Below are 16,033 nucleotides of genomic sequence, written 5' to 3' on the forward strand. Positions count from 1 at the left end.
TGTTAAAAAACGTTAAGGCATAACATACAACTAACATATTAGTTTTATCTTCGGCAAACAAAACTAATCCAAATCCGCTCCCATGAAAAGACTACTACTCTCGGTGTGCTTTCTATTTTTTATCTCATCTTACGTAAAAGCACAAGCGCAGCACATTATTAAAGGCCGAACAATAGATACGGCATCAACAACGCTCTTATCTGGATCAACCATTGCTGTTTTAAATGCAAAAGATTCAACACTAGTCAAATTTACCCGCTCTGCCGAAAATGGTTCATTTGAGCTTAACGGTATTAAAAACGGTAAATTTATCTTACTGGTTTCTTATCCAAAATACGCTGATTTTGTTGATCATTTTACGCTCGACTCTACAACACAGGTAAAAGATTATGGCAAAATAAATTTAACAGGCATGGCCAAAATCCTGGCCGACGTAATTGTTAAAGGAAACCGCAATGCCATTAAAATTAAGGGTGATACAACAGAATTTGATCCAAAAGCATACAATATCGAGCCCAACTCCAAAGTGGAAGATTTGATTAAACAATTTCCGGGGATACAAGTAGATAAAGACGGGAAAATTACCGCTCAGGGAAAAACTGTGCAAAAAGTATTGGTTGATGGTGAAGAATTTTTCGGCGATGACCCTACACTGGTAACGAAAAATCTTCGTGCTGATATGGTTGAATCTGTTCAATTGTATGATAAAGCAAGTGATCAGGCCAGCTTTACGGGGATTGATGATGGCGAAAAAACAAAAACGCTAAACGTTAAGCTTAAAGAGGATAAGAAAAACGGTTATTTCGGAAAAGCACAGGCAGGTTATGGCACTGACGATTTTTATACCGGCCAATTGATGTTCAATAAGTTTTGGGGTAAAAAGAAATTCTCTGCCTATGGTATTTTCGGAAATACCGGAACTGTGGGTTTGGGTTGGGATGATAGGGATAAATATGGTGGTTCAAGCGGTATGACCATGACCGACGATGGCGGGATGTACTTTAGCACCAGTGGCTCAGATGATTTCGACAGTTACGACGGTCAGTATAATGGCCAGGGTTTGCCAGTTGCCAGAACCGGGGGATTACATTTCGATAGCAAATGGAACAAAGACAAAGAATCACTCAATACGAATTATAAAATAGGGTCGATCAGGGTGAGTGGCGACCGAAATACCATCAGCCAAAACAATTTAAGTTCTGGCGTAATCAATAACATATCTGATCAATACAACGACAATGATATGTTCAGGCAAAAGCTGGATGCAACCTATGAAGTGAAGTTAGATTCAACTTTAACCTTAAAAGTTAACATTGATGGAACTTTAAAAAAGAGCAATACCTATAATCAATACAATACCTCAAGCACAAACGGGCTCGATAGTTTACTGAATACCACCAACAGAACACTTACCAATAAAGTGGATGAACAGATGTTTAACGCCAATGCCTTATTTACAAAACGCTTTCAGAAAAAAGGCAGAACGTTATCACTTAACTTTAACCAGGCCATTACGAAGAGCAATAGCGATGGTTACTTAAATTCAGCAAACAGTTATTTCGAAACTACGGGCAGAAGAGACAGTTTGATCAATCAATATAAGGTAAATGATATCACCAACAGTGCTTTCAAATCTAATCTGGCTTATACTGAACCGTTATCCAAAACCTTCACGGTAATTGTAAATTATGGTTTAAGTTTGATGAACGGAAAATCAGACCGTAAATCGTTCAACAGATCAGGCAGTGGCAATTACGATATCTTAGATACTGAATTTAGTAATGATTATGAACTGGATCAAATCATCAATCAGGGTGGTGCCATCTTCAACTATAAAAAAGGTAAAACCATTATCAACTTCGGTTCCAAGTTTAGCGGGGTTAATTTCAAGCAAACCGATCTTTACAACAACAAAACTTACGATCGCGATTTTGTAAACTATATGCCTCAGGCATCTTATCAATATCGTTTTTCGCAACAGAAATCTTTTAGGTTAAGTTACAACGGTAATACGAACCAGCCATCACTCGATCAGATTCAACCTGTTAGGGTGAACACCGATCCATTAAATATTTCATTGGGTAATCCAGATTTAAGACCATCTTTTAGAAGCAACATTAACGCTAATTTTAACTCATACAAAGTATTAACCAATCAATCTATCTGGTTAAATGCATCGTACAGTTTTACGGATAACCCAATTGTGAGCGATGTGTCTACTGATGCTTTAACAGGCAGAAGTACATACAGATCGGTAAACATTAACGATAAAATGGCTACAAATTTTTACGCTTATGCTCAAACCAGTAGAAAAATAAAGGGCATAGATTTAAATGCGGGTATTAGTTTAAGTGGAAATGGTAGTTCATCTTATAACTATATCAACCAGGAATTGAATAACACTAAAAACTATAGCTATAACCTGGGCATTAATCTGAACAAGTATGTAGAGAAAAAGTATAGTTTCTACATCAATAGCGGACCGACTTATAACGTATCAAGAGCGAGTATTGGAAGCTTTGGAAATAGCGATGGTTGGGGCTGGAACGGTTATGCTTCCGGTAATGTTCAACTCCCGGCCAAATTTGAGATAACAACCGATGCACAATATGAATACCGCGGAACCACACAAACTTTCAATGAAACCTTCTCTCGTTTTCTTTGGAATGCCTCATTAACTAAAAAGTTTTTCAAATCAGAAAACCTGAAACTGATGATGACGGTTAACGACATCCTGAACCAAAATGTTGGCTTCAACCGAACAGCTTACAATGGAAATATTACGCAGAGCAGCTACACCACCATCAGGCGTTACTTTTTGTTCTCCGTAATTTGGGATTTCAACAAAATGGGCGGCGGTATTAAAACTCAAAAATAATCATCATGAAAACTACATTTAAATATATCACCTTATTTGCTGTTATTTTCATCAGCAAAACGCTACAGGCACAAAATGTACATTTTGTACAAAACGGCATCATTGAGTTTGAAAAAAGATCGAACATGTATGCCTTAATTAAAAAGAAAATTAACAAGGATAACGAAACGTATCTCAATCCAGCCTTTGATCAATACAAAAAAAACAATCCCCAGTTTAAGGTATCCAAAAGCATACTGAATTTTAATAAAGACAAAAGTTTGTATAAATGGCCAACTGTTGATGAACCCATGAACAATAATTGGTTAAGTACAGATGTGCTTGCCGACTTAAAAAATACCGTTGCTACAAACTTCGATTCCCAGAGCAGCATCATACAGAAAAATGTTTATGAGGATGTGTACCTGGTAAAAGATAGTGTACGTAAAATCAACTGGAAAATAACTGATGAAACACGCGACATCGCCGGTTACGAATGTCGCCGGGCAAATGCCATTATTATGGATTCGGTTTACGTTGTCGCTTATTACTCTAACCAAATCGCGGTTTCTGGTGGTCCTGAAACATTTACAGGTTTGCCGGGCATGATTTTAGGTTTGGCTTTACCTCATGAAAACGTAACCTGGTTTGCCACAAAAGTTACGGAAACAACGGTGCCGGAAAAGGATTTAACTGCACCAGTGAAAGGAAAACCTACAGATAACAAGGGCTTAAAAGCAATTTTACTTTCGGCGATGAAAAACTGGGGCGAATATGCACATCCTATTTTTAAAGCCTTTTCGTTATAGCTAATTTGATTTATTATTATGTTAATTTAGCATAATTGTATATTCAAAAATGTATAGCGCACTTTATAATCACATTAATAAATTTATCGATTTGAGTAGTGATGAACAAGAAATTCTTGCATCGCTACTCAAATCATTCTCGTTTAAAAAGAAAGCCTATTTACATGAGGTTGGCGATATTTGCCGGGCAAATTATTTTGTGGTGAAAGGTTGCTTACGACTTTATTTTGTTGACATTAAAGGTGCTGAACAAACCACTCAGTTTGCCATTGAAAACTGGTGGATTTCGGATTTAACGAGCTTCATTTTTCAAAAACCATCAGATTTTTACATTCAGGCTGCCGAACAAACGGAAGTAATTGCAATTGAACATCGGCACTACGATGAAATTTTAGAGAAAATACCCAAGCTGGAAAAATATTTCAGATCCATTTATCAGAAACTGCATCAGGCTTCGCAAATCCGCATCAAATACCTATACAGCCAAACCGCTGAAGAGCGTTATACCAACTTTAACAAGTTATTTCCAGAGTTTGTTCAGCGGGTCCCCCAATATATGCTGGCCTCGTACCTGGGTTTTACGCCAGAGTTTTTAAGTAAAATCAGGGCTAAAAGATAGGTTAAACCAGCAACGTAAAGACTAAAGTGCAAGAAATCCTGCGCAAACTTTAATCTTTACAGTTAAAATCATTTCTTAAACTACATTAAGTTTTTTGATTATCAGGATGTGGAACTTTACATCGTAATCAAAAAATAATAAAATGGAAAATAGAATCAACATCCAAAAAGCAGAACCAGCAGCTTACCAGGCCATGTACGGTTTAGAAAAATATTTATCAACCAGTAGCGTAAATCCTATCCTTTTAGAGCTGATTAAAATGCGTGCTTCGCAGATTAATGGATGTGCATTTTGCTTAAATATGCACTCCGTTGATGCCCGTAAAATTGGCGAAACCGAACAGCGTTTATATCTGCTCAATGCCTGGCGAGAAACTACATTGTTTACAAAAGAAGAAGAAGCGGTGCTGGCCTTAACTGAAGAAGTAACCTTAATCAGCAACCATGTTTCGGATGAAACTTATGCTAAAGCAGCGAGCTTTTTCGATGAAAAAACCTTATCTCAAATCATTATGGCCATTGTAACCATTAATGCCTGGAACAGGATTGCCATTACCTCTAAGTTGATGGTTGGCTAATTTACCAGTGAATTTTTCCTGTTGGCTTGGCGGCTCACCAACCAATAGGTTTAATCGTCATTTCTCTACCCTAAACCAATCATATTCGGCAATGCCGGAGTCATTGGTTTGGGTATCTCTGATTGCGAAAATGCCAACTTTTGCCCCAATCCACTGCCCTGCAGTTGCCTGAAACTCATCGCCAACATTGGTAAAGTTTATTCCATCCTCGCTATAACTGAACTGGCATTTTGCACCGTTTAAAATCCTCACCCTAAACTGAACGTTACCTGATTTCAGCTTTGCGATTTCCTTCTCGTTTTCTGCTTCTCCTTTATCGGCATTTTGGCAAAGACCGAAAATCAGATATAGGCCATCTTTTTTACTTTTGATACTGATTTTAGCATAACTTCTACCCATTACCACCAAACCGGTTTGCTCGTTCTCAAGTTTTAAATTGGGTTTAAAGTTAACCTTTGTGGTAACCGAAAACTCATCTGCAGGAAACTTTTGCATTAACAAATTAGGAACGTCCCAAAGGTTCTTAGCGTCTTCAGGAACTTTAGCCGTATAAAGTTTAAGCATTCCCTTGTTTGCATCAGTAAAAACCCATGTGGCTTGCGGATTAGCCTGCCATTGCCATTGCAAACCTAACCTGGAAGATCCAAATTCATCACTTTCTACAGGCGTTTCTATCGGATACGTTTTACCAACATTGGGTTTTTTGTAAGTGGAAGCAGGTTCACCAATACCATCTCCATCTTTGTCTATTCCGATAACAGGCCAATTATTGATCCATTTCATAGGCTGTAGATGAACCACTCTTCCATAGGCATCCTTATCCTGAAAATGCAGGAACCAATCTTCTCCTGTTTGGGTATTTATCCAGGCACCTTGGTGCGGACCATTCACTGCAGATTTTCCTTGGTCCATGGCTACTTTTCTCTCATACGGTCCGTAAATATTTTTGCTTCGCAAAACCAGTTGCCATCCGGTAGAAACCCCTCCCGCAGGCGCAAACAAGTAATAATAGCCGTTTCGTTTATACACTTTAGGCCCTTCAATTGTAGGGTCTAGTTCATGCCCGTCATACACGATTCTTCCGGTTTCCGTTGCTTTTAAACCATCATTTGTAAGCGGCATAATGGCCAAAACACTTTTAATTCCGGCTCTGCTTCCCGCATAGGCATAAGCCAGATAAGCTTTTCCATCCTCATCCCAAAACGGACAAGGATCAATCAAACCTTTGCCTGCGGCAACTAATTTTGGAGCAGACCAATCACCTGTAATTGTTTTAGCTTTCGTAACATAAATTCCAAAGTCAGGGTCAGGATAATAGATGTAAAATTCTCCATTTCGATAACGGATAGATGGTGCCCAAACGCCGTTTCCATGCTGCGTTTTTTCAAAATGCTCGAATGGCGGTTGGCGTTTTAAGGCATGGCCGATAATTTTCCAGTTCACTAAATCCTTTGAATGCAGAATCGGTAATCCCGGAATGGCATCGAAGCTGGAAGCGATCATATAAAAATCATCGCCAACACGAATGGCATCAGGATCGGAATAATCAGCGTTGATTACCGGATTTTTAAAGGTTCCATTTCCCTGATCAGCAACCCAAACTTTTGAAACATAATTAGGTTGAGGAGCTTGCGCTAAACAGCTTAGGCAAAGGCTAAAGGTGAAAATGTAAGAAAATAGAAATTTCATGATCAATCTTTATTGGTTAGAAAAGCGATCAAGATATTGTGAAGCACGATAACTTTTGCTTTATTAACAAGATTAAGCCTCTTTTTAATTTCTGCCAAAACTTTAAGTGCAAACGTTCCCAATGTCGTTTGCAGCATTTTGGCGATACTTTTTGTGTGATTCGCTGAGGTTTGATGCTTAAACTTGTTCATCAAATCACTTAAATGATGACTGCGTTTCGAAGTTTTATACTTTTATTTGGCCGGTGTTAATTTAAGCCTAACCAAATTGATGAAAGCAATTCTCTTATTTTTAGTTACGATAGTTTCGTTCACGGCAAATGCCTTTGAAACTAAAGCTGATTTTGTTGTAGCAGCCGATGGAACCGGAAATTTCAAAACGGTGCAGGAGGCCATTAATGCAGTGCCTGATTTTAGAAATAAAATTACTTCGATTTTTATTAAAAAAGGGGTTTACAAAGAAAAGTTAATTCTTGCCGCGTCAAAAAAGAATGTCAAATTTATTGGGGAAAGTTTGAACGAAACCATTTTAACTTATGACGACTGGGCGCAAAAGAAAAATACCTTTGGAGAGGAAAAAGGAACATCAGGATCATCAAGCTTTTATATTTATGGCGAAGGTTTTTCTGCTGAAAATATCACCTTTGAAAATTCATCTGGTCCGGTAGGGCAAGCAGTAGCGGTTTGGGCAGGCGGCGATAAATCAACCTTTACGAATTGCCGGTTTCTGGGCTTTCAAGATACGCTTTATACCTATGGTGCAAACAATCGCCAGTATTTTAAAAACTGTTACATTGAAGGAACGGTAGATTACATCTTTGGTGCCGCCACGGCCTGGTTTGAAAACTGTACGCTATTTTGCAAGAAACAAGGCTACATTACAGCAGCTTCAACAGCAGATACCACAAAATACGGTTACGTTTTTAATCAATGTAAAATTAAAGGCGATGCCCCCGCAAATAGCTTTTACCTGGGCCGCCCGTGGAGACCTTTCGCCAAAGTTGTGTTCCTGAATTGTGAGTTGCCAGCATTAATCCGCCCGGAGGGCTGGAACAACTGGGGTAAAGAAAGCAATGAGCAAACAGCCTATTACGCCGAATACAAAAGCAGCGGCAAGGGTGCAAATCCAAAAAATAGGGTTCCCTGGTCACATCAGCTTACTGAAAACGAGTATAAAAGTTACATTTTGGAAAACGTTTTCCGGGGATGGAATCCGGAAAGAAAATAAGCTTGATAACGCTCTGATTTACAGTTAATCAATAACAGTTCAGCTATTCATTTCTGCTTTCTTTTCCGGCAACGTTTGCATAGATTTCTCTTCGCTTTTAGCGGCAAACAACGTACACTTGTTATTACGATAACCAAGTATAATTTAACAGCGCAACTAATGAAACATATTTCTGGTCATTTATACCGTTCTAAAATAGCCCTTGCATGTATTTTTTTGTTTTCGGCAGGTGCAGCAATCGCACAAAAGAAAACCAATATGCCCGTTATTCAACAGGTAAACATTAAGGCTGATACCACAAGTATTGTAAGCTTTGGTGCGAAAGGCGATGGCGTTTCATTAAATACTGAAAGCATTAATAAGGCAATTGCTGCAGTGAGCCAAAAAGGTGGTGGTGTGGTTTTAATTCCTGGTGGATTATGGTTAACCGGCCCGATCGAATTAAAAAGCAACGTAAACCTGCACCTCAAACGCGATGCTTTGCTTCAGTTTACCGATGATTTCAATCAATATAAGTTAGTAGAAGGAAACTGGGAAGGTCAGCCGGCATGGCGTAACCAAAGTCCTATATCCGGAACCGACTTAGAGAATATCGCCATTACAGGCTTAGGTATTATCGATGGAAATGGTGGTGCCTGGCGCATGGTTAAACGCGATAAGTTAACTGAATCGCAGTGGAAAAAATTAACCTCCTCTGGTGGTTTGGTAAGCGAAGATGGCAAAATGTGGTATCCATCAGAGAAAACTTTTAAAGGGTCTAAAACCAAAAATGCAGGCGTAGTTGCGGCAGGACAAAGTGCTGCTGATTTGGAAAGCATTAAAGATTTTCTTCGCCCTAACTTGCTGGTGTTAACCAATTGCAAAAAGATTCTTTTAGAAGGCGTAACTTTTCAAAATTCACCTGCCTGGAACTTGCATCCGTTGCTTTGTGAAGATTTAACCTTAAGAAATTTGCAGGTTAAAAACCCATGGTTTGCACAAAATGGCGATGGTGTTGATGTAGAATCCTGCAAAAATGTATTAATTGAAGGCAGCACTTTCGATGTCGGCGATGATGGAATCTGCATCAAATCGGGCAGGGATGAAGCAGGGCGCAAACGTGGCAAGCCAACCGAAAATGTAATCATCAGAAATAATGTGGTTTATCATGCTCACGGTGGTTTTGTAGTGGGAAGTGAAATGAGCGGTGGAGCCAAAAACATTTGGGTTTACGATTGCTCGTTTATTGGCACTGATATCGGCATCCGTTTTAAAACTACCCGCGGTCGCGGGGGTGTGGTTGAAGATATTTACATCAATAACATCAACATGATTGATATTCCTGGCGAGGCCATTTTGTTCGACATGTATTACGCTGCGGTTGATCCAATTGTATTGGCTGGAGAAAAACGCGAAGCCATTAAAACCGTGGTGGTTCCGGTTACGGAGGCAACACCGCAGTTCAAAAATATCTATATCAAAGATGTGGTAGCCAACGGCGCTGAAAAAGCAATTTTTGTACGTGGATTGCCTGAAATGAACATCAAGGATATTTATTTGGAAAATGTAACTATTCAGGCAAAGAAGGGCGTAGAAATTATTGAGGGAACTGGCATTTATTTGAAAAACGTAAACGTGATTACCGACGATACCAACCCAGTGGTGAAAATCCAGAATGGAAATAACATCAACTTTAATGGTTTTAAATACAAAGATGGTTCGGCATTATTGTTTGATATTACCGGAGAAAAAACAAAAGGTGTTAAGGTTTCAGGAACGAACGTTTCACAGGCTAAAAAACAATCAAACATCGGAACTGAAGTAGCTAAAAAAGCTTTGGAAATTTCAAAATAAGAACATGAAGAAATCATTTTTATATACAGCCGTTGCATTATTGGGTTTTACCATTTCAGCTCAAAGTTTATTTGCCCAAAAGAAACTCTCTGAGCAGTTAACGCTCACAGCGATGGAAACTTTATGGCAGGATACAACCGTTCTGAAAGGGCCAAAAGGTCCAAGATGGTCTTATGACATGGGTGTAGTTTTGGAGGGTGCTGCAGCGGTTTGGCGCAATACCGGTGATGGGAAATATTTCAAATACATCCAGAGTTCAATGGATGCTTATTTGGATAAGGAAGGAAACATCGCTACCTATAAATCAGAAGATTTTAATATCGATAACATTAAAAATGGCCGTGCTTTATTATTGTTGTATAAAGTAACGGGTCAACAGAAGTATCTGTTGGCAGTTAATAAATTGTACAATCAGATTAAAACGCAACCACGTACAAAAGAAGGTGGTTTTTGGCATAAGAAAATTTATCCTAACCAAATGTGGCTTGATGGATTATACATGGGCCAGCCTTTTTATGCAGAATACGCGAAGCTGATGAAAAAAGATGCTGATTTCGACGATATCGCTAATCAGTTTATCTGGATGGAAAAAAATGCCCGTGATGTAAAAACCGGTTTACTTTACCATGGCTACGATGAAAGCAGGGAAGAAAAGTGGGCAGATAAAAAAACCGGTCTTTCTCCGAATTTCTGGGGAAGAGCAATGGGCTGGTACATCATGGCTTTGGTTGATGTGTTGGATAATTTCCCAAAAGAACATCCAAAGTATAAAGAGTTGTTAGCGATTTTAAACCGTACGGCAACGGCTACAGTAAAATATCAGGATGCAAAATCAGGTGTTTGGTGGGATATTTTAGATATGCCCACACGAAAAGGAAATTACCTGGAAAGTTCAGCATCAAGCATGTTTGTTTATGGTTTAGCAAAAGGCGTTCGCAATGGTTGGTTGCCACAATCTTTTATGGCTGCCGCGAACAAAGGTTATGCAGGTTTGAAAAAAGAATTTGTTGAAAAAGCGGGTAACGAACGCATTAACCTAACCAAAACAGTTTCAGTTTCTGGCCTTGGTGGAAAACCACGTTACCGCGATGGAAGTTTTGAGTATTACATCAGTGAGAAAGTAATTACGAACGATCCGAAAGGCATGGGCGCATTCATTTGTGCAGCTGCCGAAATGGAAGTTGCGGCTTTGCCGAAACCAGGAAAAGGATTAACGGTTACCGTTGATAATTTCTTCAACAACGAATACATGACTGGCCCGGCGGGCGATAAAATTCCTTTCCACTATTTATGGGAGGAAGATGATAACAATGGCTTCTCTTTATTTGGAAAAGTATTTAACGATGCCGGCGTAAAGACAGCTACGCTAAAAACGGCGCCTACTACTGCAAATTTAAAAGGCAGCAACATTTATATTATTGTTGATCCGGATACGCAAAAGGAAACGGCTAACCCGAACTTCATGAATGCTGACCACGCCAAGCAAGTTGCTGAATGGGTTAAAGCTGGTGGTGTTTTGGTGCTTTTGTTAAATGATGTAGGCAACTGTGAGATCACCAAATTCAACGTATTGCCAGAACTGTTCGGAATAAAATTTAATGAAGATAGCCGCAACAAGGTTCAGGTAACAAACTTTGAGCAGGGAGCGGTAAAAATCCCTGCAGGAAACGCAATTTTTAAAACAGCGAAAAAGGTTTACATCAAAGAGATATCGACCATAGTTGCTAAAAGTCCTGCGGTTTCCGCTTTAACAGATAACGGCGATGTACTTATCGCGACAGCAAAATACGGTAAAGGAACAGTTTTCGCCGTTGGCGATCCATGGTTTTACAATGAATATATCGACGGCAGAAAACTACCGGAGGATCTGGAAAATTATAAAGCCACAAATGATTTAGTGAACTGGCTGATTAAGCAGGTTCCGGGAAAGAAATAAAAATAATCCGTTGGTTAAAACCAACGGCAATATAAAGAAATACTTGAATTCATTGCAGTCTGCTTTAGCTGCCTGTTAAAAGATTTGGATATCGGCTTTAGCCAAAATTATGCTATTGACTTAAATTTCCACCGACTCAAATTCAAAGAATTTATATTGGCTTTACAATAACAAGACCTAACAAACATGATAAGAATTAAAACATTACTCACTATTGCCTGCAGCAGCTTGCTGATTTCTTGTTATGCCCAACTGCCAACAGATTCTACTGCAGAAAAAATGCTGGTTTATCAGTTAGGAAATGGTGGCTGGCCTAAGCAACTGGAAGACAAAAGCGTGGTAAATTACGGCGCCAGTTTAACGCCAGAATTGCTTGCCAAGATTAAAGCAACCAAAGATTTGCATGCCACTTTTGATAACAAGGCCACCAGTAGAGAGGTAGTTTATTTGGTAAAAGCCTATAAAAAGACACAAAATAAAGCCTACTTAAAGGCAGCAGAAAAAGGTCTAGACTATATTTTGGCAGCGCAATATGCAAATGGTGGCTGGCCTCAATATTATCCTGATCAATCTTCCTATCGTTCGGAAATCACCTACAATGATGATGCAATGATTAATGTTCTGACTATTCTTCAGGATATCGCGACACAAAAAAATGATTTTGAAGTAGTTAATCCGCAATACATTAAAAAGGCAGAAAAAGCGGTGTCGAAGGGCATCGACTGCATTTTAAAAACGCAGGTAAAGCAAAAAGGTGAACCAACCATCTGGGCGGCACAATATGATAAAGATTCGATGTTGCCTGCAAAGGCGAGGGCATTCGAACCTGCATCTTTAGCCACAGGCGAATCAGCGGGAATTCTACGCTTCCTGATGGACGTTAAAAATCCAACGCCAGAAGTAAAAAAAGCAATTGCTGCTGCTGTAAAATGGTTCGATACCTATAAAATATCAGGTTATCGTTTCGAAAGAGAAAAAGGCAAAACAGCATCCTTAATCGCCGACAATACCAGCATGGCCTGGGCTCGTTTTTACGACTTGGAGAAAAACGTTCCAATATTTGGCGATCGTGATAACAGCATTAAAACGAAACTCGAAGAGTTGAGTCCGGAGAGAAGAAATGGTTATGCCTGGTACGGTAACTGGGGACAAAAAATTATAGAAAAAGAATACCCAAAGTGGTTAGCTGCTAACGGTAAATAATAATTAAATCACACTTCGTGCCTTGGTGCCTTGGTGGTTAAACAACACTAACATGCTTTTAAACAAAGAAAATTTAAAAAACATCAGCGGAGAAAAGGTAATTAAACCAACTGCTGAAATGTTGGAGTTACCAGAAAAGGTAATTCAGTTTGGCACTGGCGTTTTACTACGCGGTTTGCCTGATTATTTTATCGATAAAGCCAATCATCAGGGCATTTTCAACGGCAGAATCGTGGTGGTTAAAACCACTTCTAAAGCTGGCGTTGATGATTTCGCTGATCAGGATAATTTGTATACTTTAAGTGTTAAAGGCATCGAAGACGGCGTTGAGGTAGAAGAAAACATGATCAACTCTTCAATCAGTCGTGTGTTATCTGCAACTTCAGAATGGGCTGAAATTTTAAAAGCCGCACATCAGCCTGAACTTAAAGTAGTTATTTCAAATACCACAGAAGTAGGCATTGTGAAAAGCGAAGATAAAATTACAGACACACCACCGCAATCTTTTCCAGGTAAACTGCTGGCTTTCTTACACGAAAGATATAAAGCTTTCAATGGTTCAGAAGAAAGTGGAATGGTAATCGTACCCACAGAATTGATTAGCGATAACGCTGATAAATTAAAAGAGATTGTTTTAGATTTAGCCGTTCAGAACAAATTGGGCTGGGATTTCGAAAACTGGTTAAGAACAGCTAATCATTTTTGCAAAACCTTGGTGGATAGAATTGTTCCCGGGCGACTTCCGGAAGCTTCACAAAAAGCACTTGAAAATGAATTAGGCTATACCGACGGATTGATGATCATGGCTGAACCTTTCAGACTTTGGGCCATTGAATCTGCCAGCGAAAAGGTGAAAGAAGTATTATCTTTCGCATCTGCCGATAAAGGTGTTTTCATTGTTCCATCTATTGATAAATTCAAAGAGCTTAAACTTCGTTTGCTTAACGGCACACACACCATTAGCTGTGGGTTGGCAATTTTAGCAGGTTTCCATACCGTTAAAGAAGCCATGGCAGATAAAGAATTCTCCAATCATGTGTTAAAATTGATGAAAGAAGAAATTGTGCCGGTGGTAGAAAGTGGCGACATTACAAAAGAAGAAGCCGTTGCTTTTGCCGAAAGCGTAATCGATCGTTTCAGTAATCCATCTTTGGCGCACCAATGGCATGCCATTACTTTGAACTACACGCAGAAATTGCAGATGCGTAACATGCCTTTAATCAGAAGATATTACGCGTTAAAAAACGAAGTTCCTCAACTCACTGCCTTAGGCGTTGCCGCTTACATCGTTTTCATGAATGTTAAGAAAGAAGGCGATCAATATATCTCCCATGTAAATGGCAAAGCTTTCCCGGCGCAAGATGAGTTTGCTGATGTGCTTTACCATTACTGGCAGAACCCTGAAACGGTAGTAGACAGTACTTTAGGCGATAGACGTTTGTGGGATAAAAATTTAAACAACTACCCTGGTTTCAACGCAGCGATTAAATCGTATGTTGAATTATTACAAAATAAAGGTGCAAAGGAAACTTTAAGTAACTTGCATACAGAAGAAAGAACAAATTAAAATGGTTACTAGAATTTTAAAAATCCATCCGAACGATAACGTGCTTGTTGCCCTGCAAAACCTGGCAAAAGGCGAAACGATTATTCACGATGGTCATGAATATACTTTACAAGACGACATTCAGGCTAAGCATAAGTTTTTTATGCAAGACATGAATGCCGGCGACCATATCATTATGTATGGGGTTTTGGTAGGAAAGGCACAACACTTTATCCTAAAAGGCGGATTAATGGATACTGAAAACACCAAACATGCTTCAGATCCTTATGAATTCCGTCCGTACCATTACGAGTGGCATGCACCTGATGTATCGAAATTTGAAGGCAGAACTTTCAATGGATATATCCGTAACGATGGTCGTGTAGGCACAGCAAATTACTGGTTATTTATTCCAACCGTTTTTTGCGAAAACCGCAATTTAGATGTGATCCGCGAAGCCTTGCACAATGAACTGGGGTATGCGGTAACCGATAAATATAAATCTTATGCCCAACAGTTGGTAGAGGCTTATAAAAACGGTGAAACATTAGAAGAAGCTGATCCAAGCTCAATCGGACTGGCAAACCCGGTGGCAAACCGTGTTTTCAAAAATGTTGATGGCATTAAATTCCTAAACCACCAGGGCGGATGTGGCGGAACCCGTCAGGATGCAGCGGTGTTAAGCAAACTTTTAGCTGCTTATGCCGATCACCCGAATGTGGCCGGAGTTACTGTTTTAAGTTTGGGTTGCCAGAATTTGCAGGTTAAAGATTTTGTGGATGACTTAAAACAACGTTCTCCCAACTTCGATAAACCTTTATTTATTTTCGAGCAGCAACAATCGCAAAGCGAAGAGCAATTGGTTAAAGAGGCCATCCGGAAAACCTTTATTGGCTTAACAGAGATTAATAAAATTGAGCGTCAACCTGCACCGATAAGCAAGTTGGTATTAGGCGTAAAATGCGGTGGTAGCGATGGCTTCAGCGGCATCAGCGCAAACCCGGCAGTGGGTTATACTTCTGATTTATTGGTGGCTTTAGGTGGAACTGTTCTTTTAGCAGAGTTCCCTGAACTTTGTGGTGCTGAACAACAATTAATCGACCGTACAAAAGATGAAACTGCGGCCCGTAAGTTTATTCAGTTAATGACGGCTTATAACCAGGCTGCCGAAAATGTAGGCTCTGGATTTTTCATGAATCCATCGCCGGGAAATATTAAAGATGGTTTAATTACAGATGCCATTAAAAGTACCGGAGCAGCTAAAAAAGGCGGAACATCGCCTGTTGAAGATGTTTTAGACTATACAGAACCAGCTACAAAACCAGGGTTGAATTTGGTTTGTACGCCAGGCAACGATGTGGAAGCCACTACAGGTAAGGCGGCTTCAGGAGCTACTTTAATTCTGTTTACCACTGGATTAGGTACACCAACCGGAAACCCGGTTTGTCCGACGATTAAGGTATCAACGAACAATGCTTTAACCAAACGCATGAGCGATATCATCGACATCAACTGCGGACCGGTAATTGAAGGCGAAAAAACCATCGAACAAATGGGCGAAGATATTTTGGAGTATTGCATCAAAGCGGCAAGCGGCGAAGTGATTCCAAAAGCAGTTTTGCTTAATCAGGATGATTTTATTCCATGGAAAAGAGGCGTGAGTCTTTAGCTGGGAGTCAGGAGTCCGAAGTCTAGAGTCGAAAGTCCAAATTTCACAAACCGTCATTGCGAGGAGGT

Annotated in this window: 11 protein-coding genes; 10 read left to right on the top strand and 1 reads right to left on the bottom strand. The window is 39.6% G+C overall.

Going from position 1 to position 16,033, the window contains the following annotated elements; all coding sequences use genetic code 11:
- The first annotated feature begins 82 nt into the window (after window positions 1-82).
- The 4 genes from R2Q70_RS03065 to R2Q70_RS03080 all read left to right on the top strand — a co-directional run bounded on the left by R2Q70_RS03065 (window position 83) and on the right by R2Q70_RS03080 (window position 4,862).
- Complete coding sequence (locus tag R2Q70_RS03065; protein WP_316806188.1) at window positions 83-2,878, top strand: outer membrane beta-barrel family protein; 2,796 nt, start codon at window positions 83-85, stop codon at window positions 2,876-2,878.
- 5 nt (window positions 2,879-2,883) lie between these two features.
- Window positions 2,884-3,666: a GLPGLI family protein gene (locus tag R2Q70_RS03070; protein ID WP_316806189.1), complete on the top strand. Its 783-nt coding sequence runs from the start codon at window positions 2,884-2,886 to the stop codon at window positions 3,664-3,666.
- A gap of 49 nt (window positions 3,667-3,715) precedes the next feature.
- Complete coding sequence (locus R2Q70_RS03075; RefSeq protein ID WP_316806190.1) at window positions 3,716-4,285, top strand: Crp/Fnr family transcriptional regulator; 570 nt, start codon at window positions 3,716-3,718, stop codon at window positions 4,283-4,285.
- A 142-nt stretch (window positions 4,286-4,427) separates the two neighbouring features.
- Window positions 4,428-4,862: a carboxymuconolactone decarboxylase family protein gene (locus tag R2Q70_RS03080; protein WP_316806191.1), complete on the top strand. Its 435-nt coding sequence runs from the start codon at window positions 4,428-4,430 to the stop codon at window positions 4,860-4,862.
- Window positions 4,863-4,919: 57 nt separating this feature from the next.
- Here the strand turns inward: R2Q70_RS03080 and R2Q70_RS03085 are convergent, their stop codons facing one another.
- Window positions 4,920-6,551, bottom strand: a complete 1,632-nt coding sequence (locus R2Q70_RS03085) for a glycoside hydrolase 43 family protein (protein WP_316806192.1) — start codon at window positions 6,549-6,551, stop codon at window positions 4,920-4,922.
- Between the two features lie 270 nt (window positions 6,552-6,821).
- Between R2Q70_RS03085 and R2Q70_RS03090 the strand changes: the two genes are divergently transcribed.
- From R2Q70_RS03090 to R2Q70_RS03115, 6 genes are all read left to right on the top strand, one after another.
- Window positions 6,822-7,778 carry a pectinesterase family protein gene (locus R2Q70_RS03090; protein ID WP_316806193.1) on the top strand — a complete coding sequence of 319 codons (957 nt, stop codon included), beginning with the start codon at window positions 6,822-6,824 and terminating at the stop codon, window positions 7,776-7,778.
- Window positions 7,779-7,937: 159 nt separating this feature from the next.
- Window positions 7,938-9,611, top strand: coding sequence for a glycoside hydrolase family 28 protein (locus tag R2Q70_RS03095; protein ID WP_316806194.1), 1,674 nt, complete (start codon window positions 7,938-7,940; stop codon window positions 9,609-9,611).
- A gap of 4 nt (window positions 9,612-9,615) precedes the next feature.
- On the top strand, window positions 9,616-11,547 hold the full coding sequence (locus R2Q70_RS03100) for a glycoside hydrolase family 88 protein (RefSeq protein WP_316806195.1): 1,932 nt from the start codon (window positions 9,616-9,618) through the stop codon (window positions 11,545-11,547).
- 186 nt (window positions 11,548-11,733) lie between these two features.
- Window positions 11,734-12,750 (top strand): pectate lyase, encoded by a 1,017-nt coding sequence (gene pelA / locus R2Q70_RS03105; protein WP_316806196.1) that lies wholly within the window; start codon window positions 11,734-11,736, stop codon window positions 12,748-12,750.
- Between the two features lie 52 nt (window positions 12,751-12,802).
- Window positions 12,803-14,317 (top strand): tagaturonate reductase, encoded by a 1,515-nt coding sequence (locus R2Q70_RS03110; RefSeq protein WP_316806197.1) that lies wholly within the window; start codon window positions 12,803-12,805, stop codon window positions 14,315-14,317.
- 1 nt (window position 14,318) lies between these two features.
- Window positions 14,319-15,965: an altronate dehydratase family protein gene (locus tag R2Q70_RS03115; protein ID WP_316806198.1), complete on the top strand. Its 1,647-nt coding sequence runs from the start codon at window positions 14,319-14,321 to the stop codon at window positions 15,963-15,965.
- Window positions 15,966-16,033 lie beyond the last annotated feature (68 nt).

It is taken from the genome of Pedobacter agri (genome assembly GCF_032678665.1).
Classification (GTDB): Bacteria; Bacteroidota; Bacteroidia; order Sphingobacteriales; family Sphingobacteriaceae; genus Pedobacter; species Pedobacter agri_A.

Coding starts and splice junctions, on each gene's coding strand:
- R2Q70_RS03065 (WP_316806188.1), top strand. CDS start 83: ATGAAAAGACTACTACTCTCGGTGTGCTTTCTATTTTTTATCTCATCT.
- R2Q70_RS03070 (WP_316806189.1), top strand. CDS start 2,884: ATGAAAACTACATTTAAATATATCACCTTATTTGCTGTTATTTTCATC.
- R2Q70_RS03075 (WP_316806190.1), top strand. CDS start 3,716: ATGTATAGCGCACTTTATAATCACATTAATAAATTTATCGATTTGAGT.
- R2Q70_RS03080 (WP_316806191.1), top strand. CDS start 4,428: ATGGAAAATAGAATCAACATCCAAAAAGCAGAACCAGCAGCTTACCAG.
- R2Q70_RS03085 (WP_316806192.1), bottom strand. CDS start 6,551: ATGAAATTTCTATTTTCTTACATTTTCACCTTTAGCCTTTGCCTAAGC.
- R2Q70_RS03090 (WP_316806193.1), top strand. CDS start 6,822: ATGAAAGCAATTCTCTTATTTTTAGTTACGATAGTTTCGTTCACGGCA.
- R2Q70_RS03095 (WP_316806194.1), top strand. CDS start 7,938: ATGAAACATATTTCTGGTCATTTATACCGTTCTAAAATAGCCCTTGCA.
- R2Q70_RS03100 (WP_316806195.1), top strand. CDS start 9,616: ATGAAGAAATCATTTTTATATACAGCCGTTGCATTATTGGGTTTTACC.
- pelA (WP_316806196.1), top strand. CDS start 11,734: ATGATAAGAATTAAAACATTACTCACTATTGCCTGCAGCAGCTTGCTG.
- R2Q70_RS03110 (WP_316806197.1), top strand. CDS start 12,803: ATGCTTTTAAACAAAGAAAATTTAAAAAACATCAGCGGAGAAAAGGTA.
- R2Q70_RS03115 (WP_316806198.1), top strand. CDS start 14,319: ATGGTTACTAGAATTTTAAAAATCCATCCGAACGATAACGTGCTTGTT.